Annotated in this window: 22 protein-coding genes and 1 pseudogene; 13 read left to right on the forward strand and 10 right to left on the reverse strand. The window is 66.1% G+C overall.

Annotated elements, in window-relative coordinates; all coding sequences use genetic code 11:
* Window positions 1-138 precede the first annotated feature (138 nt).
* From ACNQOV_RS04180 to ACNQOV_RS04195, 4 genes are all read left to right on the forward strand, one after another.
* On the forward strand, window positions 139-1320 hold the full coding sequence (locus ACNQOV_RS04180) for a tyrosine-type recombinase/integrase (RefSeq protein ID WP_416393478.1): 1182 nt from the start codon (window positions 139-141) through the stop codon (window positions 1318-1320).
* 280 nt (window positions 1321-1600) lie between these two features.
* A complete protein-coding gene (locus ACNQOV_RS04185) occupies window positions 1601-2701 on the forward strand; it encodes a hypothetical protein (RefSeq protein ID WP_416393479.1) in 1101 nt (366 codons plus the stop codon).
* A complete protein-coding gene (locus tag ACNQOV_RS04190; protein WP_416393480.1) occupies window positions 2698-3657 on the forward strand; it encodes a hypothetical protein in 960 nt (319 codons plus the stop codon). The genes ACNQOV_RS04185 and ACNQOV_RS04190 overlap by 4 nt, the downstream gene beginning before the upstream one ends.
* Before the next feature lie 103 nt (window positions 3658-3760).
* Window positions 3761-4009, forward strand: a complete 249-nt coding sequence (locus ACNQOV_RS04195; protein WP_259572948.1) for a DUF3892 domain-containing protein — start codon at window positions 3761-3763, stop codon at window positions 4007-4009.
* Window positions 4010-4110: 101 nt separating this feature from the next.
* Here the strand turns inward: ACNQOV_RS04195 and ACNQOV_RS04200 are convergent, their stop codons facing one another.
* From ACNQOV_RS04200 to ACNQOV_RS04210, 3 genes are read right to left on the reverse strand one after another with little or no spacing between them, the layout of a single operon-like run.
* Window positions 4111-4479, reverse strand: a complete 369-nt coding sequence (locus ACNQOV_RS04200) for an SH3 domain-containing protein (protein ID WP_416393481.1) — start codon at window positions 4477-4479, stop codon at window positions 4111-4113.
* Window positions 4480-4483: 4 nt separating this feature from the next.
* Window positions 4484-5347, reverse strand: coding sequence for a hypothetical protein (locus ACNQOV_RS04205; protein WP_416393482.1), 864 nt, complete (start codon window positions 5345-5347; stop codon window positions 4484-4486).
* Window positions 5348-5356: 9 nt separating this feature from the next.
* Window positions 5357-5641, reverse strand: a complete 285-nt coding sequence (locus ACNQOV_RS04210; protein WP_416393483.1) for a DUF4190 domain-containing protein — start codon at window positions 5639-5641, stop codon at window positions 5357-5359.
* A gap of 385 nt (window positions 5642-6026) precedes the next feature.
* On the opposite strand from ACNQOV_RS04210, the gene ACNQOV_RS04215 reads away from it, so the two are divergent.
* Window positions 6027-6806: an alpha/beta fold hydrolase gene (locus tag ACNQOV_RS04215; protein ID WP_416393484.1), complete on the forward strand. Its 780-nt coding sequence runs from the start codon at window positions 6027-6029 to the stop codon at window positions 6804-6806.
* Window positions 6807-7061: 255 nt separating this feature from the next.
* On the opposite strand, the gene ACNQOV_RS04220 is transcribed toward ACNQOV_RS04215, so the two are convergent.
* Complete coding sequence (locus tag ACNQOV_RS04220; RefSeq protein WP_416393485.1) at window positions 7062-7634, reverse strand: GntR family transcriptional regulator; 573 nt, start codon at window positions 7632-7634, stop codon at window positions 7062-7064.
* A 280-nt stretch (window positions 7635-7914) separates the two neighbouring features.
* On the opposite strand from ACNQOV_RS04220, the gene ACNQOV_RS04225 reads away from it, so the two are divergent.
* The 4 genes from ACNQOV_RS04225 to ACNQOV_RS04240 all read left to right on the forward strand — a co-directional run bounded on the left by ACNQOV_RS04225 (window position 7915) and on the right by ACNQOV_RS04240 (window position 12653).
* Window positions 7915-9255: an AAA family ATPase gene (locus ACNQOV_RS04225; protein ID WP_416393486.1), complete on the forward strand. Its 1341-nt coding sequence runs from the start codon at window positions 7915-7917 to the stop codon at window positions 9253-9255.
* On the forward strand, window positions 9239-10057 hold the full coding sequence (locus ACNQOV_RS04230; protein ID WP_416393487.1) for a hypothetical protein: 819 nt from the start codon (window positions 9239-9241) through the stop codon (window positions 10055-10057). The genes ACNQOV_RS04225 and ACNQOV_RS04230 overlap by 17 nt, the downstream gene beginning before the upstream one ends.
* Before the next feature lie 133 nt (window positions 10058-10190).
* A complete protein-coding gene (locus tag ACNQOV_RS04235) occupies window positions 10191-11891 on the forward strand; it encodes a DUF4041 domain-containing protein (protein WP_416393488.1) in 1701 nt (566 codons plus the stop codon).
* 345 nt (window positions 11892-12236) lie between these two features.
* Entirely contained in the window at window positions 12237-12653 is a 417-nt protein-coding gene (locus tag ACNQOV_RS04240; protein ID WP_416393489.1) for a hypothetical protein, read from the forward strand.
* 141 nt (window positions 12654-12794) lie between these two features.
* On the opposite strand, the gene ACNQOV_RS04245 is transcribed toward ACNQOV_RS04240, so the two are convergent.
* Window positions 12795-13139 (reverse strand): histone-like nucleoid-structuring protein Lsr2, encoded by a 345-nt coding sequence (locus ACNQOV_RS04245; protein ID WP_416393599.1) that lies wholly within the window; start codon window positions 13137-13139, stop codon window positions 12795-12797.
* Between the two features lie 110 nt (window positions 13140-13249).
* Between ACNQOV_RS04245 and ACNQOV_RS04250 the strand changes: the two genes are divergently transcribed.
* A complete protein-coding gene (locus tag ACNQOV_RS04250; RefSeq protein ID WP_416393490.1) occupies window positions 13250-14281 on the forward strand; it encodes a PDDEXK nuclease domain-containing protein in 1032 nt (343 codons plus the stop codon).
* Between the two features lie 167 nt (window positions 14282-14448).
* Here the strand turns inward: ACNQOV_RS04250 and ACNQOV_RS04255 are convergent, their stop codons facing one another.
* The gene (locus tag ACNQOV_RS04255; protein ID WP_416393491.1) at window positions 14449-15141 is read right to left on the reverse strand and encodes a phosphatase PAP2 family protein; all 693 of its coding nucleotides are present in this window, start codon (window positions 15139-15141) and stop codon (window positions 14449-14451) included.
* 86 nt (window positions 15142-15227) lie between these two features.
* Between ACNQOV_RS04255 and ACNQOV_RS04260 the strand changes: the two genes are divergently transcribed.
* The 3 genes from ACNQOV_RS04260 to ACNQOV_RS04270 are packed head-to-tail and all read left to right on the forward strand — an operon-like array spanning window position 15228 to window position 20952.
* A complete protein-coding gene (locus ACNQOV_RS04260; protein WP_416393492.1) occupies window positions 15228-17750 on the forward strand; it encodes a CDP-glycerol glycerophosphotransferase family protein in 2523 nt (840 codons plus the stop codon).
* Window positions 17747-19417, forward strand: a complete 1671-nt coding sequence (locus ACNQOV_RS04265; protein WP_416393493.1) for a CDP-glycerol glycerophosphotransferase family protein — start codon at window positions 17747-17749, stop codon at window positions 19415-19417. The genes ACNQOV_RS04260 and ACNQOV_RS04265 overlap by 4 nt, the downstream gene beginning before the upstream one ends.
* Window positions 19414-20952 carry a glycosyltransferase family 39 protein gene (locus ACNQOV_RS04270; protein ID WP_416393494.1) on the forward strand — a complete coding sequence of 513 codons (1539 nt, stop codon included), beginning with the start codon at window positions 19414-19416 and terminating at the stop codon, window positions 20950-20952. Before ACNQOV_RS04265 ends, ACNQOV_RS04270 begins: the two co-directional genes overlap by 4 nt.
* A gap of 231 nt (window positions 20953-21183) precedes the next feature.
* On the opposite strand, the pseudogene ACNQOV_RS04275 reads toward ACNQOV_RS04270, so the two are convergent.
* The 4 genes and pseudogenes from ACNQOV_RS04275 to ACNQOV_RS04290 form a co-directional block, all read right to left on the reverse strand.
* Window positions 21184-22284, reverse strand: a pseudogene (locus ACNQOV_RS04275) (alkaline phosphatase family protein).
* A 12-nt stretch (window positions 22285-22296) separates the two neighbouring features.
* Window positions 22297-23031: a hypothetical protein gene (locus ACNQOV_RS04280; protein WP_416393495.1), complete on the reverse strand. Its 735-nt coding sequence runs from the start codon at window positions 23029-23031 to the stop codon at window positions 22297-22299.
* A gap of 26 nt (window positions 23032-23057) precedes the next feature.
* On the reverse strand, window positions 23058-23738 hold the full coding sequence (locus tag ACNQOV_RS04285; RefSeq protein WP_416393496.1) for a DedA family protein: 681 nt from the start codon (window positions 23736-23738) through the stop codon (window positions 23058-23060).
* A gap of 94 nt (window positions 23739-23832) precedes the next feature.
* A complete protein-coding gene (locus tag ACNQOV_RS04290) occupies window positions 23833-24633 on the reverse strand; it encodes a hypothetical protein (RefSeq protein WP_416393497.1) in 801 nt (266 codons plus the stop codon).
* Window positions 24634-24721: the final 88 nt, after the last annotated feature.

Raw genomic sequence — 24721 nt, forward strand, 5'->3', positions numbered from 1 at the left:
TCCCTGCGGCGCTCACTTCCCCGACTGTCACTTACATCGGTAACGGTGCTCGCTTCGCCGCGTTCGTCAATCGCGGCTTTCAGTCTACACATTTGTGCACGTTCTTGCGGCCGCATTGTTGATCCGCCAGGATCCTCGGTGCAGAGCTTCACGAGCGACAAGGGACTGATGGGTAGCGTCTACAAGTACGACACAAAGCAGGGCTCGCGCTTCGAAGCCCGCTATCGCCGACCGGATGGCAAGACTGCCCGGAAGGGTGGGTTCAAGCTGAAGCGCGATGCAGAGAACTACCTCACCACTGTGGAGGCTGCGAAGCTCGATGGGTCATACATCGCTCCCAGTGACAGTCGCCTCACGTTGGGGGTCCTCGGAATTGACTGGATCGCCTCCCACCGAGCGTGGGTCAAGCCCTCGACCTTCCACTCGGACGAGTCCGCGTGGCGAGTGCACGTCGAACCGAAGTGGGGCGCACGAGCACTCGGGTCTATCCGGCACACCGAGGTCCAAGCGTGGATCAGCGAGATCGCGGAGACGCGAAGCGCGACGACTGTCGCTCGTGCGCATGGCGTGCTTGCCGCAATCATCGACGGGGCGGTGAAGGACAAGCGACTGACCTCGAACCCAGCGCGCGACATCAAGCTTCCCCGCAAGACGAAGGGCCGGCGCGCCTACCTCACGCATGAGCAGGTGGAGCGGCTCGCGGTCGCGTCCAAGTACCCGGACCTCGTGCGATTCCTCGCCTACACAGGACTGCGATGGGGCGAGGCGACCGGGCTCCGCGTCCGGCACATCGACAGGACGGCCCGGCGAGTCAACGTCGAGGAGAACGCGGTCAACGTCAACGGGACGGTGATCGTCGGAACCCCGAAGACACATGAGCGCCGGTCGGTCGTCTACCCGGCGTTCCTCGACGACGCACTCGAAACCGCGTGCGGCAGAAAATCGGCCGATGACCTCCTCTGGGGTGTCGGGCTTGAGCACCTGCGACCCGGAGATTCAAGGAAGGGCTGGTTCGTCGGCGCAGTGGGGCGCGTTCGGGCTGCAGACGAGCAAGCCGCCGCCGAAGCACGCGAGCGTGGCGGCGCGGTGCCGCCGGTGATGCCGGTCGTTACTCCGCACGATCTTCGGCACACGGCGGCGTCGCTCGCAATCAGCGCTGGCGCGAACGTGAAGGCCGTGCAGCGGATGCTCGGTCACTCGTCGGCAGCTATGACGCTCGATCGGTACGCGGACCTGTTCGAGGATGACTTGGACACTGTTGCCGACGCGTTGGATGCGGCTCGAAATGCTCGCTTGCTGAAAGGAACCCCGTGTACCTAAACGCCCCCGACGCTTCCAAGCCTCGGTTCCGAGAAGAACTATTATCGGAACTGATCCGGCAGTCGTGCGCAGTGCCGGCGCCGCCAGGAGACGAGGCCATGTGGACCAGGACGTCGTAGTCGAGGGTGCCGCGGCGGATCCTGTGGCAGCGCTGGCGCAGCGTGGTGCGCGCGGTCGGGCTGCATCAGCGGAGCAGCGTGCGGCCGCGGAGCGGTCCCGGACGGCCTTCGCCAGGCTCCGCGCGGCAACGGGGGAGGGGAGCACGGTCGCTCCGGCTGCCGTGGTGGTGCCGGCGGACGCGTCCCCGCGTGTCTTCGCGGAGGCATCGCTGTCGCCGAACACGATCCGGGCGTACCGGTCGGATCTGCGGCAGTTCGCTCGCTGGCGTGTCGGGTTTCTGGACCACGAGATCTCCGAACCGCACGAGCTCGAGCAGATCATCACGGCGCCGGTGGACCCGGCGGAAGTCGCGGCGTTCCTCGCCGACAAGGCCAACGCGGTCCTGCCGGACGGTGCGCAGCGGTACGCACCCGGCACGATCAGTCGTTACGTCGCCGCGATCGACTGGGAACACGCCCGCCGCGGCCACACCCCACCCGGATCCACCCCGATCGTCCGCGACGTCCTCAAGGGCATCCGACGCACCCGGTCCGTGCCGGTGCGGCGTGCGAAGCCGATGACGTTGAAGGCGCTGCAGACGACCCTGCTGCAGATCGACATCGCCGACCTGCAGACCGGGGCGCTCGGAGCCCGCGATCACGCCCTGATGCTGTTCGGGTTCGTCGGCGCGTTCCGGGAGTCCGAACTCACCGCCCTGACCGTCGGAGATCTCCGACTCGTCGACGGGGAGGGTGTCTACGCGCGCGTGCGGCGGTCGAAGACGGATCAGGATGGTGTCGGCCGCATCAAGGTGCTGCAGCAGGGCGCGAACCCGGTCACTTGCGCCCCGTGCGCGTTCGTGCGTCTCTCCCGGCTCATGGCCGCGCAGGACGCCCGAGGCGAAGCCGGCCTGTTCGCCGCGCTCACCGGCGCCACCCTTGCCGTGCACGTCTGCGCGGACGGGTTCGGCCCGGACCGGCTGCCGCCGCCGCTGCCGTTCTTCCGGGCCGTGTCGAAGTGGGGCTTATTCCGGGACACCGGCATCAGCCCCACCACCGTTGGGAAAGCCGTCGCTCGCCGCGCACATGCTGCTGGGCTGGGGGAGGAGGGCTGGTCTGGGCACTCCCTCCGTGCCGGGTTCGTCACCGAAGCACGCAACGCTGGTGCCACGGACGTGGAGATCATGAACCAGACCCACCACACCAACGCCGCGACCTTGCAGATCTACGACCGCGAATACGCACCCCTGGTCCGCAACGCCGTCACCCGGATGCGCTTGTGAACCCCCAAACTTCCCCCGAACTCGGGCCCGACAGCAGGGCGCAGCTCGAGGCGCATTGGGGTCGGTTCGTCGCGTGGTGCGAGGCGGCAGGTCACGAGTCGCTCCCGACGACGGCAGCAACGATCGGACAGTTCCTGACCCTGTTCACCGGCGCTGCGTCGACGCAGCGGCTCCGCCGGCGCGCGATCCGTACGCGTCACCTCGAGGCTGGTTTCCCGGACCCGATCCCGATGGTCGAGGCGCGGGTGTGGCCGCGACCAGAATCCCCCGACCAAGCGGCCGTCGGAGAGGTGCTGGCGGCGATCCCCAAGTACCGGTACCCAGTCGGGCTCCGCGGCCGCCGCGACGCCTTCCTCACCATCTTGCTCGGCACCCTCTACCTCACCCGTCAACAAGCCCGCACCATCACGCCTGATGACGTCGCGGTGACGAGCGTCGTCCGGATCCGTGGCCACGTTGTGCCCTCCTCCGATGACCCGGCGTGGTGTGCTGCCTGCGCGGTGACACGGTGGCTGCGCATCGTAGGGCCGGTCTGGACCGGCTTCCGCGGCGACGTCATCCGCCTGCTCGACCCGACGAGAGGCAACCTCGACCGTCACGACTGTGATCAGCCGGTGCCGGGGGAGTGGCGTCGGGCGGAGCAGCTGGTGTTGCCGTTAGATGTGTACGGATGGGCCCGCACCGGAGTGCCTATGTCGGGGCGGTCGATGACGAGCATCATCCCAGCACGACTCGCGGCAGCAGCGGACGGCCCCATTACAGAGGTCCTCGGCATGATCGAGCGCCGACCGTCACGATTTGACGAGCTCACACTGCAGGAGACCTACGCCGAGCTTGGGCAGACAGACGCAGCCGTCGATGCCGCCCTGGCGCGGGTGAAAGCGCTCTATGACGACGCAACCGGGCTCGGCCGCGCACTCGACCACGCTACTGCTGCATCTCGGCCCGATCGCTAGCGGCTTCCGGCTGCATTGTCGGAGCAGCGACGTACCCTGTGCGTTATCGCAGCCAGCGATAGCGAGGCCGAACCTAGGTCGGCCGATGACGAAGGAGTCAACTATGTCCCTGCAAGTGACGCGCAGTCAGAAGAACAGCGACGGAGACATCACCGGTCTCTGCGGTAGCGGATGGACCCACAGCAAGTCGCAGGCCATCCGCAATATCACCGCAGATTCCTCGGCCTACTACGTATCGGTCGCGGGCCGAACGGTCTACGTCCGCGTTCGGACCCGCAACGGCGCCGACTATCTCACCACCAGCGCAGACGGCTACGCGCCGAACAACCTCGACGATCTCCCCGACTGCTGAAAGTGACGGCGACTGGGGCGCTCTGGGAGCAGACCCCGATGGCAGCTACTACTAGCTGCTGGCGCCGTCCCCGTCGCTTCACCTCGGTGACTTCGCATGCGTCAGTCGAGGGTGAGTGCCCGGTGGGGGATCCACCCCTCGCGCCCGTCGGCGTTGCGACACCACGCCCAGCCGCTCTCCGGATCGTCTAGAACGAGTTGGACCGTTTCCCCTTCGGAGGCGGGCAGTTCCTGGGTGTCGTACGCCGCCCGCATCGTGGGGGGTGAGCTGGTCATGTCGATGTGGCGGGCGGGCACCCAACCGCTTCCCCGCTCGGCGGTGACGAACACGAACGCGGGCCATTCGGTATCACGGGTCCCGACCGTGACGGTGTCCCCGACCTCGAACCGGTGCGGGGCGCGTTCCGGAACCGCGTGATCGGCACGAACCCTGCAGTGGGCCGGGAGTGGCGGATGAGGTGGGTGCTGCATGTCGTCACATCCCAGGCCGGAGGTAATCCTCCGGGTTATCGCCACCGGTCACGGCCGCGAAGATCGATCGTTTGTCTGCTGGCTGCGTGGGGTCGTAGAGGACGGTGATGGTCGCACCGATCGTCGGTGCCGACCCGTGTGGGAATCCGTTGGTGCGCTCGACCCATCGCGTCTGGCCGGCGCTGTCGGTGAAGGTGAAGGTCCACCGGAGGAGTGTGAGCGCTGCATCCGGGGTCGTTGTGCCGCTCACAGCAGTGACTGTTCCCGGGGTTCGGTGTCCAGCGGAGAGCAGCTCGGTGACGCGGCCACGCCGACCGCGTTGCCCGCGTCGACCGATGGCGCCGACAAGGACAGCAGCGATTGCCAGCACGGTGAACACCGCGGGGAGCCACCAGGCCGACGCGTACCAGACCCACCCGCCGAATCCCCATGCGGTGTCCTGGCCGAACTCCGGATCGACGGCGGTACCGACGCGATCGGGTGCAGGCCAGAGCACAGTGGTTGTCCACCACAGTCCAGCCGCGGCACCGATCAGCCACAGGCTCCCCGGACCGATGCCGGCGAAGTCAGCTGACCTGCCGGTGAAGCGGTGGTTCCATCTCGAGTAAACCGCGGTAGCGATCATGGATCCGAAGATGGCGGCCGGCGCTGCCCACCACGGATGGTCCGGGGCAGGGGAGTGCGAGAAGACGCTGTTGAGGTGCATCTCCCGGAACACACCGGTGAACGATCCGATCGCGTAGCCGGAGACGGAACCGGCTCCGAGGACGAGGACCGCGCCGACCAGCGTCATCATCAGGGCAGCGGTGCTGCCACGAAGACGCGCAGCGCGATCCCGTTTCGCGGCGGACGGGTCAGTGGTGCTCATTGGCGGCGATCAGTACGTCGTCTGCGTCGACGAACCGACCACGGCGAGGGCCATGATCAGGACCACGTACAGCGCAGTGATGATCCCACCGACGATCACGGCTCCCAACGCAAGCCCCCGGCCGTTCTCGCCCCGAGACTTCACCTGCGACAGTGCGACGAAGCCCAAGATGAAGCCGATCAGCGGCGCGACGAACGCTAGGACGAGCGACACGATCGCCAGCGTGTTGGTCCGCGGCGCAGCGGAGTAGGGGGCGGCTGAAGGGTGCTGGGTGGTGGGCTGTTGAGAAGTCACGGCCTGGACCGTATCTCGCATCTATTTATTGCGTGAACGGTCTCAAAATTCGCTCGACGTCCGGGTCGCGACGAAAGCGTGATCGTCGGGCCGGCCACCGGCAGCGCGCCGGAGGCTCCCTGTTTGTACGCGCTTCCACACAGAAATGGGGCGCCGCTAAGGGCAGGCCCGCGACGTGCGATGCTGTCGGGGTGCATCCAGGTCAGGGATGGAGACGTGTCTGCGCGATTCAGTCGTGTTCGCTCACTGGGAGACGAACGTTGCAGGGCTGGAACCCCGCGAAGGTTGAGCAGCCGACCGAGGCCCATCCAGGCGCTCGGTGGACGCCGGCAGTTGTCTCGGGAGGCGATCGGCTGGCGGTACGGGTTGCTCGTAGTCTTGCTGGGTGATCGCGCGAGTTCTTGGTTCTGGTCGTCCGCTTGTTGCCCTTCACGGCTTTGGGGTGGACCACCGAATCATGCTGCCGCTGGTGGACGCGGTGCAGGATCTGCCTTGGCGGCTGGTGCTCCTCGACCTGCCGTGGGCCGAAGCCGCCGCGATGACCGCAACCGCGACGAGCGCGGTCGACGTGGCCGACGAGGTACTCGCCGACATCGACGACCACCTCGGTGACGAGCCCTTCGCCGTCATCGGGAACTCCTTCGGCGGCATGATCGCCCGACACGTCGCGCACGAACGCCGAGACCACGTCCTCGGCGTCGCGACCCTGGCGGGTGTCGTGCACCCGGCACACGCCGACCGCGCCGTCCCCGAACGCACCGTGCTGCACACCGAACCGTCCGCCCTCGAAGCCGCCGGCGACGCGCGAGAAGCCTTCGAGGAGGTCAGCGTCATCCAGGACGCCGCCGCGTTCACCGCTTTCGAGCGGTACGTGCTGCCTGGTCTTCGTGGCGCCGACCCTGCTGTGATGGATCGCATCGCCGCCGACTACGCACTCGATGCCGTGCCGGAGGAGCGCCATCCGGAACCGTTCACCGCGCCGGCCCTGCACCTGTTCGGTCGGCAAGACGACGTCGTCGGCTACGAGGACGGGCTCGCACTCCGGGGCCACTACCCGCGAGGGAGCTTCGTCGTCCTGGACGGTGCTGGACACAACGTGCACCTCGAGCAACCCGGGGTCACCGCCGCCCTGGTCCGCGATTGGCTTGCGCGGATCGACCGCTAGCCGATCGGCTACTGAGACGGCCTGATGTGTGAGCAGCTTCGCTCTGTGTCGTGATCGCGCCCCGGTAGCCGATCGCTCGCCGCACGATCTGCACGAGCCCGGGCCGGGCTGTGTGGACCGGCCAAAGGGGCTTCGCCTCGACTTCGGCGGCCCGCGCAGAAGCTGGTGAGACCCCTGCGTGTGACCGTAACTCGGGGAAGCGACAGCATCAGCGATAGACCGCGATGCGTCGCGCCCGATGCCGAGCGCCGGCGGTTAGATCTTCGCGAGGGCGCCAGCCGTTGCAGCTGCCCTGTCCCACTCGATGTTCGCGTCAGCAGCAGGTGCGTGAAACTTCACTCGGCCACGCACCGCGGCCTCAGTCGCGATGTAGAGCGGGTTGTCGAACCCGGCGATGAGCGCTGCGACAGCGTCCTGCAGCCCTCGGTATGCGTCAACGTCGTGCGCGTCGACGTCGGCTGTGACCTTGCTCGCGGAGGTGGCCGCGGTCTTCCGCGCATCTGCGGTCGCTTCGCTGGCGTGCTGGATCGCCCACACGTGCAACGCAGCGAGGAGCATGGCTGCCTGGTCGTGCGCGTGCCCGGAGAGGCTTGCAACCCGGGTGTATCGGTTCGCGGCCATCTCCACGAGACCTTCGGACTCGAGCCGGGCGATCGCTTCCCGCACCGGAGTGCGAGAGACACCGAGCCAGCTCGTGAGCTCCTCATCGTTGAGGCGTTCCCCTGCTTCGAGCGTGCCGTTCTCGATCGCCTCGAGCATCTGCTCGTAGACGACGTCGCGGAGGAGACGGCGGGGACCTTGACTGGTCGGAGACGTCGGTACAGGCATGCCGATACCGTATCCCAGATATCAGTCCGATGTAAGTAGGAGCGCAGGAAATCCGCATATTCGTCCGTCGGCGACGTCTCGTGTTGCGGCATCTCTAGACCCAGCATGGAAGCGTGGCACCGACACGTCTTCCTACCCCAACGCAACGCCAATCAGGCATCGGCGGAGGCGTAGCAGTGAGGTATACCCCAGCGCAACTTATCCACGTCGTGAACTATGACCCTGGAGCTGCACCAGGACGATGGAGATCGACCTAAGATGAGAGAAATTAGGGAGAAGCGTGCTCACGACTGCATCCGTGCAAGGGCTCCTTGGGGAGTTCGACCACACCATCGAGCTGGAGCCGGACTGGCAATTTGCAATCGCCTACGGTCTCAACGGTGTTGGCAAGACAAGGTTCCTCGAGCTGATCGATGCTGTAGTTAATCTTGACTACAACAGGCTTGCCGCCTCTTGGTTTTCTACTTTGGAATTGACCGATGACGCTGGACGTAGCTTGCTCGTTTCCAAAGTTGAGACGGTGCAGAGCGACGAAACCCTAGAGGAGGATGTGGCCGAAAGTGTCGTGTATCAGCTGTCTGATGCGCGTAGTAAAGAGTTGATCAACTGGCCGGCACCGGTTGAGGATGATATAGCCATCCGCCGGAGAGTTGCGCGGCTGTCTCCGTATGTACCCGTTCCCGGCGTAGCGGATCTCTGGAGAGACCCGTCTGACGGAGAACTTATGGAGTGGGGAGAGCTTCGGCGGCGGTATGGCGCACCCCGCAGTCGGCGATTCGTCCATGCAGGACCACCGGCTGAGCTTCAAGACTTCCTCGAGAATAATACGACGTATTTGATTGAAACTCAGCGTCTCACTAATATACCGATACCTACAAATCGGCATCGCCCCGATCTCCAGTCTTCGCCACAGTGGAACGTGGATGCTTATGCTGGCGACCTCAAGCAGCGCATTGAACGTTCGCTCGCAGACAATTCGCTTGCCTCGCAAAGACTCGACCGATCGTTTCCTAAGCGCATTATCGACCAGCATGTCGAGGATGCTCTCACAGAGGAGGCTATCCGGCGTGAGTACCAATCGCAGGACGAACGCCGCGAACGCCTGGTCGGTATCGGTCTTACATCCGCAGGTATGGATGTACCCCTCTCTGAAAGAGAGCTGGCCCCGTGGCAGCGTGCCGTCCTGACTACCTACCTGAAAGACAACGCCGAGAAGCTGTCAACGTTCGACGACCTTTTGCGGCGTATCACGTTGCTTGAGGAGCTCGTTAATGCGCGCTTCTTGCGTAAGAGAATTGTGATTAACGCGGATGACGGTCTGACGGTCGAATCTCTAACAACGGGCCATAAAGTTCCACCGAGTGGGCTATCTACGGGGGAGCAGCACGAACTGGTGCTGATGTATAACTTGCTGTTCAGGGTGAAGCCCGGTGCGCTCGTTCTGATCGACGAGCCTGAGATATCCCTCCATGTCACTTGGCAGAAGAACTTCATTGCAGACGTATCGCGAGTTGCCGAGCTTCGTGGTTTTCGTTTCGTAGTTGCGACGCACTCTCCCCAAATCATTGGGTCTTGGTGGTCTCGGACTCGTGAGCTTGGGCCGCGTGAAGATGAGGAGTGATCTCGACGGAACAGACCTGTTTAATCTCTTGATGATGGACCCTCCTCGAGCGGAAGATAGCTTAGTCGTCGTTGAAGGAGAGAGCGATTTCAATCTGCTTGCAGATTTCCTGAGGAGCGACAAAGTCGATGTCGTCGTGGGTTATGGAAAGAGAAGTTTGCTGGAGGCAGCGGTCTTGGCGTCCTCAGCTCTCACCCGCGCGGTATTTTTGGTGGATGCCGACTTCGATCGACTCAATGGGGCTGCGGACGCGTATCCAGACAATGTTGTCTTGACGGACATGTACGACCTATACATGGATGCTTGCAATGCGGATGAACTGTGCCTCCGTCGTGTCTCTCGCCGCTACCTTGAAGAGACTGAGCTTGATCCGCAGGAGGGCGTCACCCGCGCGTTTGACGCTGCTTTGCAGATAGGGGCAGTACGTTTCGCGTCTATTGTGAATGAACATTTCCTCAACATGAAACAGTTCCCGCTTCGTCAAGTGATGGACAAGTCATCGCTGGCCGTAGGGATTCGGGACGTGGTGGAGCTAGCGCTGCTGCGAACCGAGCATGTTCCGCCGAACAAAGAGGCGATCGTGGGTGAGGCTGAGGTTGCCCTGAAGGAGGTAGACGTTTGGCTGCTGGTCAACAGCCATGATCTATTGTCAGCGTTGCGATTCTGCTTCGAGTGCTTTAGTGGCGTGAAGATTGCGCACCGCTTGGATGATTTGTTCGAGCTATCGATAGATCGTGCAGTTTTTGATAATCTTCCCGTTATCGAGCGAGTGCGTTCGAGACTCAGTGCGCCACCAAGGTAATATCCCGATATACGGGGCGACCTGACATAAGAGCGCGGTATCGGCGATGGTCGACCCAACGCCACTGTCCGCGTCGGATGGGGCACCCGGACCGGGGGGTGTCGACTGGTGCTGTGCTCCGTAAGCTGAAGCAATGTCAGCAGCACCTGCCGGTTGGTACGACGATAAGGATCCGCGGTTCGTCCGCTACTGGGACGGCCAGAGGTGGACCGAGCATGTGCAGCTCAAGAAGCCGGCGCCAGCTGATCGCGGTAATGAGCCTTCGGGCACCGGTGGCTCGGCCGCTCCGCAAACGCGTCGTGCTGCCCGAGCGGCGGAGCAGTCGCCGCGAATGGCCGTCCCTGCCCCGCGCGACAAGCCGGTGGAGAAGTTGTCGAAGCGGGAGGCGCGAGAGCGTTTGCGTGCCGCCGAGGCCCGGATCGAGGCGGGCGAGGCGGTTGTTGCTCGCTACCAGATGCGTGAGTTCGATGATGTCGATGCGTACCGGGCCGAGCAAGAGCGTCAGCTCGCAACCCTTCGAGCGGAGTTCGAGGCCGAGCAGCTGCACGGACGCGAGCTCTTGGCGAAGGAACAGGCCAGCGCGCGCGAAAGGTTCACCGTCGAGCAGGCGGCCGAGCGGCTCAAGGGAGAGCAAGCGGTTCGGAGCGCCGAGGACCGCGTTCGTGCCGCTGAGCAGCAAGCTCAGGAGGCACGCGCGACGCGCGATGAGATCAACGCGGGCATTAGTGCCGGAAGAGCAGAGCTGGTCGACTTGACCGCCGCGGTTGAACTCCAGGCGGTCGGGCTCTTTGACTTCGAGAACCCAGCTGCGTCGTCAACGGAGCTTGCGTCGAAGTTGGAAGCGCTGCGCTACCGCATCAAGAACGCAGTTCGCGACAAGCGCGCGGTGACCACGGCGCCACGATTCACATTCAATAACTCCGAAGCACAGGGCCGGAAGTTCATGACGGACATGGCGAAGGTGCTATTGCGTGCCTACAACGCGGAAGCGGAGAACGCCATCAAGGCCACTCGAGCTGGCAACTTGCACGTCGCACAGACGCGGCTCAGCAAGGCCGCGGAGCAGATCGCCAAGAGCGGCACCATGATCGATCTTCGCATCGAACCGAGCTACCACCAGATGCGGCTTGAGGAGATCGCCCTCGCCAACGAGCACCTCCAGACGGTGCAGGCGGAAAAGGAACGCGAGCGAGAACGTCGAGCGGAACTCCGCGAGCAGCAGCGCGCTGCCGCTGAACTGCAAGCCGAGCACGACCGACTCGAGAAGGAACGCCAGCACTACCTATCCACTCTTGCTGCCTTGCAGGCAAACGGCGACGCGGAAGGTGCCGCGCGCGTCCAAGCGCGACTTGAGGACGTCGACCGCGCCATCACCGATGTCGACTATCGAGCAGCCAATGTGCGAGCGGGCTACGTGTACGTGATCTCCAACGTCGGAGCGTTCGGGGAACGCATGGTGAAAATCGGCATGACGAGGCGCCTGAAGCCGATGGACCGCGTCATCGAACTCGGCGACGCGTCAGTGCCGTTCCGCTTCGACGTGCACGCGTTGTTCTTCGCCGACGACGCTGTCGGAGTGGAAACGATGCTGCACCAGACGTTCGCGAACCAGCGGGTGAACAAGGTCAACCTCCGACGCGAGTTCTTCTACGTCACGCCGGCCGAGGTGCTTGACGCCCTCAAAAGCCATGCAGTCGAGGTGGTCGAGTACACCGTGGAGCCCGCCGCGGAAGAGTTCCGGACGAGTGAGCTTGCGGCTGACACGTCCACACCAGCGCCTCCGAGCGGCGGATCGATGTCGTACGTGGGATCCGTCGCTTCAGCCGAAGACTGAGTTGGTCGAGACGCATTCAGTGAGGCGGGCGTCCGCCCGCTGACATAACTTCGTCGTATCGGCGCGAACGAGAACAGCCGGCCGCTTCGAGAGTGGCGGCTGCTCTGCGCGAGGGAGCGGTGTTCGCGTTCGAGTTCCCGCGCTTCTGATCGCCGACGCCGCACGCCCGGAGGATGCAACGTGGCCAGCAGTCCGAGTGCTGGCGTCGCCCGATTTGGCCGCTGCGTGCACTTAGGGGACGAGGGGGGCAGCCGATGAAGCCGCTGGTCGGCCAGTATGGATGGGTCACCCGACGAGAGGACGCGCGTGAGCCGCCATCGAGCCGACCGCTCGCGTAACGCACCGATGACGGCCGCGGACCGTAGGCAGGTTCGCGGTGTCGTCCGCTTCGTCGGCGGTATGGGTGTTCTCGTCTTCCTAGTCGTGGTCATCTTCGTCGCTCCGGCCGTCCTGCGCTCGTACGATCTCGAGCACCGGCTCACGCTTCGCTGCCACGTGACGTCGGTCGAGGGGACCGCGCGCGGCTCGTCGTACCGCGGCATCGGCGGCCCGAATCCGCGGGTCATCGTGACCACCGATGACTGCGGGAAACTCATCCTCTGGGAAGGCGTGACGCAGCGGAACTACCGGGCGATCGCCAACCGGATCGATGCCCCGGGGGAATACTCGATCGAGGTCGGAGCCGGGACGTGGAAGGCCCGTGGACTGCTGCACGCCATCCGCCGGAGCCCCTCAGCTTTCGGAGTCGAGCCAGCGTCCTAACGGACGAACCGCCCTCCTACCCGACGGAACGGCAGGAGTCGCATGAGTCAGTCCCGTCGCCGCCGCAGCTTCCGTGTCGTTACCAGCGAGAGCACAGCCGGCCACCCGAGGGGTGGCCGGCTGTTCTGTGTCGGGGGGACGTCAGTGTGCGGCGTCGTATGCGTAGCGGACGGCCTGGCTGATGCGGCCGCGGGAGGAGACTTCGTGGCCGTTCGCGTTCGCCCACTCGCGGATCTTCGCGAGCTCTTCCGAGTTTCCACGCTTCGGCGCGCTGCCGGCAGTAGTGCGGCCGGATCGGCCCGTGACCTTGCGTGCTGCGGCGACGTAGTCGGAGAACGCTTCGCGGAGCGCGTCGGCGTTGTCGTCGGTGAGGTCGATTTCGTAGTGGCCGCCATCGAAAGAGAAGGACACGGTGCGGCCGTGGCCGTCTTCGATGGTGTCGCCGGTGAGGTCGTCGACGAGGTGCGTGGTGACTTTCTGCGCCATAGTGGAGGTCGCCTTTCGCTCGGGGGTCATCTCCACCCTGGCATAACTGATTCCGTAGAACGCTTCGTACGTTCTTCTGCAGACCGGTTGGTCGGGCAGACTGAGTGGTGATGTCTGATTCGTCGCCGGCTGTATCCGGGTATGCCGCTGCTCTTGCCGAACTGAAGCAGCAGGTCCGCGCGGCCCGCTTTACCGCGCAGCGCCGCGTAAACACCGAACTGATTCGCCTCTACTGGGGGATCGGCGCGACCATCCTGCAGCGCCAGGGCGATGAAGGGTGGGGCAGTAACGTCATCGGCCGGCTCGCAACGGATCTGCGTGCGGAGTTCCCCGAGATGAAGGGGTTCTCCCGGGCGAACCTGTTCTACATGCGCCGGTTCGCGGGGGAGTGGTCGGCGGATGCAGTTGTCCAACAGGCTGTTGGACAATTGCCCTGGGGGCATATCACGGTCCTCCTTGACCGGCTCGATGATCATGAGCTCCGGGACTGGTACGCCGGTCAGGCGGCCGCGCACGGGTGGTCGCGGAACGTGCTCGAGCACCAGCTTCGGTCAGAGGCGCACACGCGGTTGCGGGCGGCGCCGACGAACTTCGCTGAGGTGCTCCCGCCGGGGGAGTCGGACCTGGCGCAGCAGATCACGAAAGACCCGTACGTGCTGGACTTCCTTGCTCTCGATGGCGACGCGAAGGAACGCCACCTCGAGCAGGCACTCGTCGACCGGATCATCGACACCCTCCGCGAGCTCGGCGAGGGCTTCGCGTTCGTGGGGCGGCAGGTGCACTTCGACGTCGACGGAGACGACTTCTATGTTGACCTGCTGTTCTTCCACGTCGAGCAGCTCCGGTACGTGGTCATCGAGCTCAAGACGGGGAAGTTCAAGCCCGAGTACCTGGGCCAGCTCGGCTTCTACGTCGCGCTCGTCGACGACAAACTCCGCCGGCCTCAGCACGCCGATACCGTCGGGCTGCTGCTGGTCGCGGACAAGAACGACGCCGTCGTCCGGTACTCCCTGGCGGGGCAGCACACCCCGATCGGTGTCGCTAGCTACGACCTCCTCCCACCCTCGGTCCGCGCTGCCCTGCCCTCGGAATCCGACCTCGCAGCCGCACTGACGACGCAGACCGACACTCCCGAGCCCTGACCTGGAGCACGTGCCACCAGAAGCCCCACCGTGTCTCACGGAGGGAACCATCGGCGGGCAGATCGCCGGACGGGTCTGCTGAGACACCGCGTCCCCGGATTTTCGCGGGCTCCCGAATCGCCGCGACGTGTGCGGTAGCCGATCGTGAGCTGCCGCTACCGCTGCCGTTATCGAAGTCCGGGGATGCGGGGGACGATCACGTTGGCTGAGAGATACCGAGCGGCGGGCGCAACTGCGGTCGACCAGGCAATGGATGCGAGAACGTCGGTTGGGTAGTGCACAGCGTCGATGCTCAGGGCGATTGCGATCAACGCGATCAAGACCGTGCCACCAGTGAGCGCAGCTCGGCGGTGGGTGCTGTCGCCGATGACGAATAGCAGCGCGAGGACGAGAGCGGTGATGAACGCAGCGTGTCCGCTTGGGAACGATGGGTCGGTTTGAGCGGGCGTGAACGGGTGGGGGAGGGTGCCCGCGTCGGGGCGCGGGCGGTGAACGATGAGCTTGATAGCGTCGGAAGGAATCCACGTGATTGCGACTGTCCCCGCGAACGCAGCGGCAGCGCGCAACTGGCGAGATTGAAACCACACCAGTGTTGTCAGCGCGATGGTGATGAGGATCGCAGGGGCCGGCGAGAACGCGGCGTACACAGCAGTACTGATCGCAGCGACGACTCCGATGTGGGCGCTGTTCAGCCATGAGGCGAGCGACGCGTCGATGGGGTGACTGCGGAGGAGGAATCCCAGGACCGTGATCGCCGCTACGACGGCAGCAGCGGTGAGGAGCGTTCGGCCCGGGTGTGGTTCTTGTCGCAGGATCCCGGATCGATCGTTGCGCGTACCGTCAGAAATCTGCTGAGTCATGGGCTCACCCCACGTGGCAGACACCAAGAATCGTCACAGATCTGTTGCTTAGCGGAATCTGGGTCGCCTCCCGTCACGCTTCCGACATGAGGTTCGCGATGCCGAAGGCCCAATCAGTGGCATCCGCTGCCCGCCGCGCGCGTCGTGCTGTCCGCGCTGAGGTCGCTGCGTTCTGGCGGTCGCGCCCGGTCAAGCCGGATCTGGTGCTGTACGAGTCGTTCGGCGGCAACGGCGCTGCGTGCAATCCCGAGGCGATCTGGCGTGCCCTGCTCGCCGCCGACGACCTCCAGCATCTCCGGCACGTGTGGGTCTTGGACGCGAAGACGATTCACTCGATCGGCCCCGCGCTCGACCGCGAGCCGCAGACACACGTGGTCCGCCGCGACTCGACCGAGTACCTGCGGTACCTCGCCACCGCGGGAACGTTGATCAACAACGCGACGTTCCCGGCGTCCTTCTCGCGCCGGCCGGAGCAGCGGTACCTCAACACCTGGCACGGCACCCCGCTGAAGCGGATGGGCTTCGACGAACCCGACGGTGCGACGGCGTCGGCGAACACGATCCGGAACTTCCTGCAGGCCACGCATCTGCTTTCGCAGAGCGAGTGGATGACGGAGCAGATGTACGAGCGCGCGTACCGGCTGCGCGGGCTCGCTTCGGCGGACGTCCTCGAGGTCGGGTACCCCCGCCTCGACCGCCAGGTCAACCCGGATAGCGTCCGGCTGCGTCGTCGTCTGCGGGACGGCGGGGTCCAGGTCGGATCGGAACCGATCGTGCTGTACGCGCCGACCTGGCGCGGAGACCGGTTCGCCGACCCCGAGGACCGTTCCGCGGCGATGGCGTCCTTGGCCGACGATGTCGAGGCGTTCCTCCGCCGGCGGGGCATCCCCGGGACGGTCCTCGTGAAGCCGCACCAGGTCGTCGCCGAGGCAGCACAAGCGGAGCCCCGACTGGCGGGACGACTCGTGCCCGGGGACGTGCCGGTGAACCTGCTGTTGGGTGAGGCCGCGGTGCTCGTGTCGGACTACTCGTCGATCGTCGTCGACTGGCTCGCGACCGGGAAGCCGCTCGTCTTCGCCGCGGACGCTGACCACGAGTACGAGTCCACGCGCGGGCTTTACCTGACGGACGGGTGGCCGGGCCCGCGCTGCACGACCGCGACCGAGGTCGCCGGCGCCGTCGCCGACGCGCTCCGCACCGGCGTGGCCGACACCGATCGGGACGCCTACACCGAACTGCGGCACCGTCTGGTGCCGTTCGACGACGGACACGCGGCGGACCGCGTCGTCGACCTGCTGTTCCGCGACCACATCCCCGTCCGCGGTGCCGTCCGGTCCCTGCGCGGTGACGCGCGGCCGAGCCTGCTGGTCCACGTGGGCGCTCTGCGCTCGAACGGCATCACCAGCGCCGCGGTCAACCTGCTTCCCCGCCTCGTCGACGCGGGCATTGACGTCACCGTGACGTACAACCAGACCGGTCGCGGCCCTGGGGTGGTGAACCGCGGACGCCTCGACCCGCGGGTGCGTCAGCTGCAGCGGGTGGGCGGCATGAACGGGTCGAAGCTGCTGCACCTCCACCGTCGGCTCGCCGAACGTCGCGCATCGACCTGGGCGCATGCCACGTCGCCCGGGCTGCGCGGCCTGTGGGACGCGGAGTGGCGACGCTGCTTCGGCGACGCACACTTCGACGCCGTCGTCGACTTCAGCGGGTACTCACCGTTCTGGGCGGAGCTCCTCCTGCATGCGCCGGCGCCCGTCCGCAGGTCGATCTGGCTGCACAACGACATGCGAGCCGAGTTCGACCGGGAGGTCGACGGCAGGCCGAGCATGCGGCGATCGCTGCGGTTCGTCACCGGGCTGTACGCGCAGTTCGACCGAGCGGTCTCGGTGTCCGCCGTGCTCTCCGCCCACAACGAGCAGGCCCTGAAACGCATCGCCGGTGGAACCTACGTTACGGTCCCGAACGTCGTCGACGCCGACCGGATCCGCTTGATGTCCGATGCGCCGATCGAAGCGTCGTCGTGGCGGACGTCGCTCCTCGAGCGCACCGACAGCAGCACCTGGTTCGTGACGGTCGGGCGGCTCTCGCCCGAGAAGAACCACCGACGCCTGCTGCGCGCGTTCGCGGCCGTGCACGCCGAACACCCGGAGACCCGTCTGCTGATCGTCGGCGGCGGCTCCTTGCTGACCGACCTGCAGGAGCTCGCCGATTCGCTCGGGGTCGGCGAGGCCGTCGTGTTCACGGATGTCGTGGAGAACCCGTTCCCGCTCGTCGCCGCAGCGGACTGCCTCGTGGTGTCCAGCGACCACGAAGGCCAGCCGATGGTGATCCTCGAGGCGGCGGTCCTGGGGAAGCCGATCGTGACAACCGGCTTCGTCTCGGTCGCCGATGCACTCCCCGAGGGTGGCGCCTACGTCACGCCGCTGTCCGATGAGGGACTGGCAGACGGCCTTCGAGCATTCCTCCGGGGCAGCGTGGCCCCCACGTCGTTGGACGCCGCGGCGTACAACGACCTGGCAACGGGTGCGTTCCTATCGACCGTGCTCCCCGGCCTGCCGGAGGATCGTGGACGACAGTGCTCGCAGGACCGACGACAGGGGACATCATGACGATCCGTGCCCGGATCGGTCGGGTCCGCCGCCGAGTCCGCCGCCGTTGGTCGGCCGAGGTCCGTGCCTTCTGGTCCACGCGACCGATCGACCATGACCTCGTCCTGTACGAGTCGTTCAACGGCAACGGCGTCCTGGACAGTCCAGAGGCGCTGTTTCGTGCCCTGCTCGACGATCCACGGCACCGATCGAAGCGGCACGTGTGGTCGCTCTCCGACGAGAACGACAACGCCTCGGTCCGCCGGGAGTTCGCCCACCATCCCCGGGTCCGGTTCGTCGCGCCGGGATCGGCGGCGTACGACCGCGCGCTGGTCACGGCAGGGTGGCTGATCAGCAACGCCACGTTCGACCGGCAGTTCGACAAGCGTCCGGGGCAGGTCTACGTCAACACCTGGCATGGCACCCCGCTCAAGCACATGGGCTTCGACATCGGGGACCCGGCGTTCCGCGTCGCGAACGTCGTCCGGAACTTCCTGCACGCCGATGTGCTGGTCACGCCGAACGACCACACCACGGAGTTCCTCTACCGGCGTGCCCACCGGCTTGACGGGATCGTGCGGCGGCCGGTCCTCGCGACGGGTCTGCCGCGGATCGACCGGGAGTTCCTCGACGACCGCGGACGCGCGGACGTCCGCGCGCTCCTCGAGGAGCGCGGACTTCCTGTCGGGGATCGGCGGATCGTGCTGTGGGCACCGACGTGGCGGGGCACCTCGTTCGTCCGCCCCCGCGACGACGCCGAACTGCTGCTCAGCCAGCTCGGCCGGATCCAGGTCGCACTCGATCCGGATCGGTTCGTCGTCCTGTTGAAGACCCACCAGGTGGTGCACCGGTTCGCGGCTCGGAACCCGGCTGCAGCCGGTGTCCTGGTGCCGAACGACATCCCCACGAACCTGCTGCTCGGTGTGGTGGACACGCTCGTGACGGACTACTCGAGCATTTTCTTCGACTTCCTCCCGCTCGAGCGCCCGATCGTGTTCTTCGCACCGGACATCGAGGAGTACGCCTCCTACCGCGGGCTGTCCATCCCAACCGATGAGTGGCCGGGTCCTGTCGAGACTGCGCCGGAGCGGGTGGCAGCGTGGGTGAACACTCCGATTGACGTTGGGGATGTAGCGGAAGCGATGCGCGCTCGGATGAATCCCTACGACGATGGTCACGCCACCGAACGGCTGATTGCCGCGGTGTTCCAGGACCGTCCCGGAACGACCCGAGCCCCGGCCGGGCCGCCCTCGGTCTTGGTCGTCCTCCCCGCGGCGGCGCACGAGGCGCTCGTTGCGGACGTCGTCCGGACGATCAACGAACTCGACCTCACGGAGCTCGATATGTCCGTGCTGCTCTCGGACGCGCGCTCCGATTGGTACTTGGACGCGCAACGACGACTCGATCCGCGGATCCGCCAGTTCGTCCGTCAAGGCTCCCGCAACGGATCCACACTCCCATCGTGGGTGCGGCACCTTCTCGGGTCGGAGGCACCTTCGAACCGCCGTGAGTGGCATCGCATGCTCGCAGATACCGGCTTCGACGTCGTCGTCGACGCGTCCGGGAGGTCCACGTTCTGGAACGGACTCGCCCGCTCAGCACCGGCGCGCGCTCAGCTCACGTGGGGCGGGGAGGACATGCCGCAGCAGATCGTGCGGACGGTGAACGTCGTCCGGGACGCTTCATGATCCGGACGGCAATCACGCACAGGAGCTGGTTCCTCCCGGCTGTGCTCGGCACCATCACGGTGCTTGTCACCGCGACCGGGTCATGGATCCCGTCGTTCTGGGGCGACGAAGGCACGAGCGTGCTCTCCGCGCAGCGGTCCTGGGCGAGCCTGCTCCGCATGACGGAGCACGTCGACGCGGTGCACGGGGTCTACTACGCCGGTCTCCACCTCTGGGTGGACCTCTTCGGGGCGTCCGCGTTCTCGGTCCGGTTCCCCTCGGCAGTCGCTGCCGGCGCTGCAACGGCAGCGGTCGTCGTGCTCGTGCGCGAACTCAGCGACGTCCGCCTAGCTGTCCTCGCCGGCACGATCTGCTGCACCCTCCCTCGGATCACCTACGCCGGTGAGGAGGCGCGTTCCTACGCCTTCAGCGCCGCCCTCGCGGGCTGGACGCTGTGGGTCCTCATCCGACTCCTCGCCGGCAGCGCTCCCGCCCGTCGGTGGTGGATCTCCTACGTGGTCCTCCTGACGGTCAGCATCTGGTTGTTCCTCTTCTCGGCACTGTTCGTCGCGGTCCACGTCGTCGTGATCGCTTCCTCGCGGCCAGGACGGCGGTTTGTCCGTCAGTGGATCGGTGCCGCACTCATCGTGATGGTGCTGATCAGTCCAATCGCGGTCGCGGGAGCGTCCGAGAGCGGGCAGATCGCCTTCCTCGCGCACCGCACGACCGTGACGTTCACCTCGCTGACCGTCGGACTCTGGTTCAGCAGCGTCCCGTACGCGGTGCTGGCGTGGGCGCTGATCGTCCTCGCGCTCACCGGTGCGGGGGCTTCGGCTCTGTATCAGCGGCGGCGGTTGGCACGAGGACACATTGAGCTCGGACGGCCGACGTCACGGACCATGCCCCCGGTGTCACTGACCGTGGTCGCGGCGGCCTGGCTCCTCGTCCCGGTCACGCTGCTGGTCCTCGCGAATCTGGTCCACCCCATGTTCTCCGGCCGGTACATGACCTCATCGGCACCGGCGGCGGCGATCCTCATCGCGCTTGGAGTGGACCGGATCGGCCGGCTGGTTCGCCGTCCGGGGGTCGTGGCGGTCGTCGGCGCCGTGCTGATCACGTCGGTCTCCGCACCGGTCTGGGTCCAGCAGCGGGGACCGTACGCGAAGAACGACAGCGACTGGGCGAACATCAGCGCGACCATCGGCTCCCATGCACGATCCGGGGACGCGGTCGTGTTCGACGAGTCCACCCGGCCGTCACGGAACCCCCGGCTCGCGTTGCACACCTACCCGGACGGGTTCCGGAACGTGCGGGACGTGACCCTCGAGACCCCCTATTGGGCGCGGGACACATGGCGGGACTCGGCGTACACGCCGGCTGCAGCGGCGGCACGAGGACGATTCGATGGGGTAAGCCGCGTGTGGCTGGTGGAGTACGCCATCAACGGGCGAGCCGACACGTACGGGATGGCTGACCTTGCACGACTCGGGTACCAACCAGCGCGGAAGTTCCACGAGCACCGCAGCACAATCGTCGAATATCAGCTGCAGCGCTGACTGCGGGGAATGCGACACTGGTCAGGGTTCGAGACCGTCGTCTCGGACCCCGAACAGTCCGTGGCCGTGCTCGACGAGGAACCTCGTACGCAGTACTCGGATCGACCGGAGCGACCGTGCCGGGTTCGAACTTCGCGAGCAGCACCGGCAGCACATCCGTACTCGGTGCCACACCGCGTCCTGACGTTCGAGGAGCCGCCCATGCGGGCGGACGCGGAACCCGCGGCGCCGTCACGACCGGCCACGATGCCGGGCGCGGCGTCGTCCGGTTCGCGGCGGCAAACAGCGGCGCGGGCGATCAGCGCTTCCGCAGCGAGCATGTCTGCCACGGGCTTTGCTGTACTTGCCGGCCCAGGGCGAGGCCGCAGACGCTGGCGGATGCATGGAGTTCCGGCTGTAGACCATGCGCGGTTGGATGAAGGAGTACGCCGGCAGGTCACCGGTCCGCGCGTCGACGTGGAACTGCTCCATGCTCCGGAAGTTGCTCTGCCAGTACTGCTGGATCGATGGTGCAGCCAGGATGCCTGTCAACGAGATCACCTGAGAAGCGTCGTAACAGACCCGTCACGGAACCCCGGCGCCTTGCAGGGAGTTGAACACCGTCGCGACCGGAGGCGCGTTCAACCACTTCCCGTAGCCGCCGCCACCGGCGTTCGACATGAAGCCGTTCGAGGTTGCTGCGTGGAAGAACGCACGGTTCGGCCACGTGTCCGTCGGCACTGCGGAGAACCAATGGTCGAAGACCCCGAACTGTTCCGCGAGGGTGGACACAACGGGCAGCGCACCGGCGCTGAAGCCGCCCATCACCTGCGCGTACTCTGCAACGGTGGGATCGCGGTGAAGATAGCTCCGCAGATGGTCCTGGTAGTCGACGACGAACCCATCCATCGTCGGCGCACTGTCACGGTCGTGAGATCCCCAGAGCTGCCGCATCGTGTGGCTGAAGCCCTCCCCAGCGTTCACCGCGGGACTGATCAGCACGTCGTCCACATTCCCGGCGAACCGGTGCGCGGGCACCGGGACGTCGGAGAGCGACGGATTGGTCCACGACCGTCCCGCGACCCCCTCGAACCGTTGTCCTGGGCGCGGTTCTCCGCTCGGGTAGAGCCAGCCGAGGACCTGGTCGAACGACCGGTTCTCCATCATGAGCACGACGATGTGCTCGAACGCGGCATTCGGTGTCGACACACGACTAGCGCCGCCCTCCGTCGGCAGCACCGCCCTTGTCGTCGCTGTGGTGCTGTCGTTCAATGCGACCGCCGCGCCCGCAAACAGGCCGGCAGCCAACACCTGACGTCTTGTCAGGAGAGGTGAACGGTGCTGCTGCCTCATGCGCTGCTCGACTCAGCCGACGGTGCCTGCGAACTGCTGACGGGTGTGCGCGGCGCTCACCCATCCGACCCCGACGATGATCGCGGCGACGAGGAGCCCGCTCACCAGTCCGGTCCCCACATCAAGTCCGCCACGGCTCCTAGAGACGGCAACCCAGTCAGCAAAAGATGCGCCGACGGGTCGGGTGAGGACGTAGGCGGTCCAGAACGCTGCCACCGGGCCGAGGACACCGCCGAGCCTGCCGAGGACGATGAGGACCATGAGCCCGACGAAAAGCAGTCCGCCGCCGAGGTAGCCGAGGTGGAGAGTACTGGCGGCGAGGTCGCCGGCTGCGGTTCCCATCGCGAACGTTGCGATGACGGCGGCCCAGTAGAACAGCTGCCGCCGGGTACTGGTGATCGTGTGGACGTCGACGGTGCCCTCGACCCGGCGCCAGAGGACGAACACGACGACCAGGGCAACGAGGAACACCGGCGTTGAGACCGCGTACGGGATGCCGAGTGCGACGTGGGTGACGTCGGCGACCATGGTGCCGAACACGCCCACCATGGACACGGTGCCCCAGTAGAGCCAGGGCCGGTACCGGTCTGCTCGGAGCTGCGCGGCGAGGACCACGGCGAAGAGCGCCGCGGTGACCAGCACGGTCGGGACGGGGTCGAACCGGGTGACGAGGAAGTCGGAGAGCGCTTCCCCCATCGCGGTGGTGAGGACCTTCATCACCCAGAACGACACGGTGGGTGCGGGCACCCGGCTCCGGGGGACTGTTGTGGTCCTCACCGCTCGCCGGCCGCTCGGTCGCGGTCTGCCCGGTTGTAGTTGGTCTGCGGGGTGGGCGATGCGGGTGCGTCGCGCCGCTTCCGCGCGACGTGGCGCTTCCGGAGTGCGCCGATGATGATCGGGAGGATCGAGACGAGGATGATGACGATCATCAGCGCGTCGATGTTGTGCGCGATCAACGGGATGCCGCCGAGGAGCACGCCGACGGCGGTCAGCCCGCAGGCCCAGGAGACTGCTCCGATGAGGTTGAACAGCAGGAACCGGCGGTAGTGCATCTGCGCGGTCCCCGCCGCGAGGGGCACGTACGTGCGGACGATCGGGACGAACCGTCCGAGGACTAGGCTCAGGCCACCCCACTTGGTGAAGAATGCTTCCGCTTCGTCGAGGCGGGCGGTGGTGAGGATGCGGGCGTCGTCCTTGAACAGTCGGCGGCCGTACCGTTTGCCGATCCAGTAGCCGACCTGGTCTCCGGCGACCGCGGCAACGGACGCGACGACGGCGACCTGCCACGGGGCAACGCCGAGAGTGCTGCTGATGATCGCGGCGGTGACCAGGAGGGAGTCGCCGGGCAGGAACGGGAACAGCACCCCGGACTCGATGAAGATCAGTAGCGCGATCCCGGCGAGGACGTACGGGCCGAAAGCGTGCAGGACGGACGCTGCGTCGAACAGGCTCACGGCGAGCGGAACGGTGGAGAGCACGAGATGCCTTTCACAAGCGGAGGGCTGGTGCCGCCGTCGTCCAGATCGGCGGCGACACCAGCGGTCGGGGTCAGACGGTGAGGCGGGTGCGCTGCGCGGTGTCGTCGCGGCGGAGACGGATGACGAGATAGCTGATGATCGCGGCGATGATGACGAAGAACACGATGCTCGTGGTGATCGTCCCGATGCCCAGGCCGCCGTCCTTCGTTGACGCGGACAGCAGGTCCCCGGTGGAGGCGCCGAGCGGTCGGGTGAGGATGTACGCGATCCAGAAGCAGAGCACCGGGCCGCGGCGGCCGATGAACCAGACGGCGGCGGTGAGGGCGATCGCGCCGGCGAAGAGCAGCAGCGACGGGAAGTACCCGAGTCCGGTCTGCTCGGCGATGAGGTCGCCGGCGGCGGTGCCGAGCGCGAAGGTGAACAGGATCGCGAGCCAGTAGAACGCTTCTCGGCGGACGGTGTCGATGCCGTGGATCGAGAGGGTGCCCTCGGTGCGGTACCAGATGATGAACACGGCGAGCAGTGCGACACCGAACACGGTGGTGCTGACGGCGAGGGGGACGCCGAGGCCGTCCGTCAGGTTGTCGGTGACGCAGGTCCCGACGATGCTGATCAGCACCACGGTGATCCAGTACAACGGCGGCCGGTACGCGCGCGCCCGGAACTGCAGAACCAGGAACACGGCCAGCGCGACCGCCATGATCAGCGTCGTCAGCGGCAGCCCCAGCCCTACGGTGTCGCTGAGGAGGTCCGCGGCAGTCTCGCCGACGGTGGTCGCAAGGACCTTGATGATCCAGAACGACGCTGTCGGGTCCGGGACCTTGTTCGCGCGGATCCGGGCAGGCGCGGGCGCTGCAGGCGAGTGGGACATGGTGTTCTCCTCGTCGGGACGAGCCGTGCCACGGGTTCGCGGGAACGGCGGTGCTCCGACGGTAGAAACCGGCACGCAAGACTTCACC

It is taken from the genome of Curtobacterium sp. LFS084 (genome assembly GCF_047977705.1).
GTDB lineage: Bacteria > Actinomycetota > Actinomycetes > Actinomycetales > Microbacteriaceae > Curtobacterium.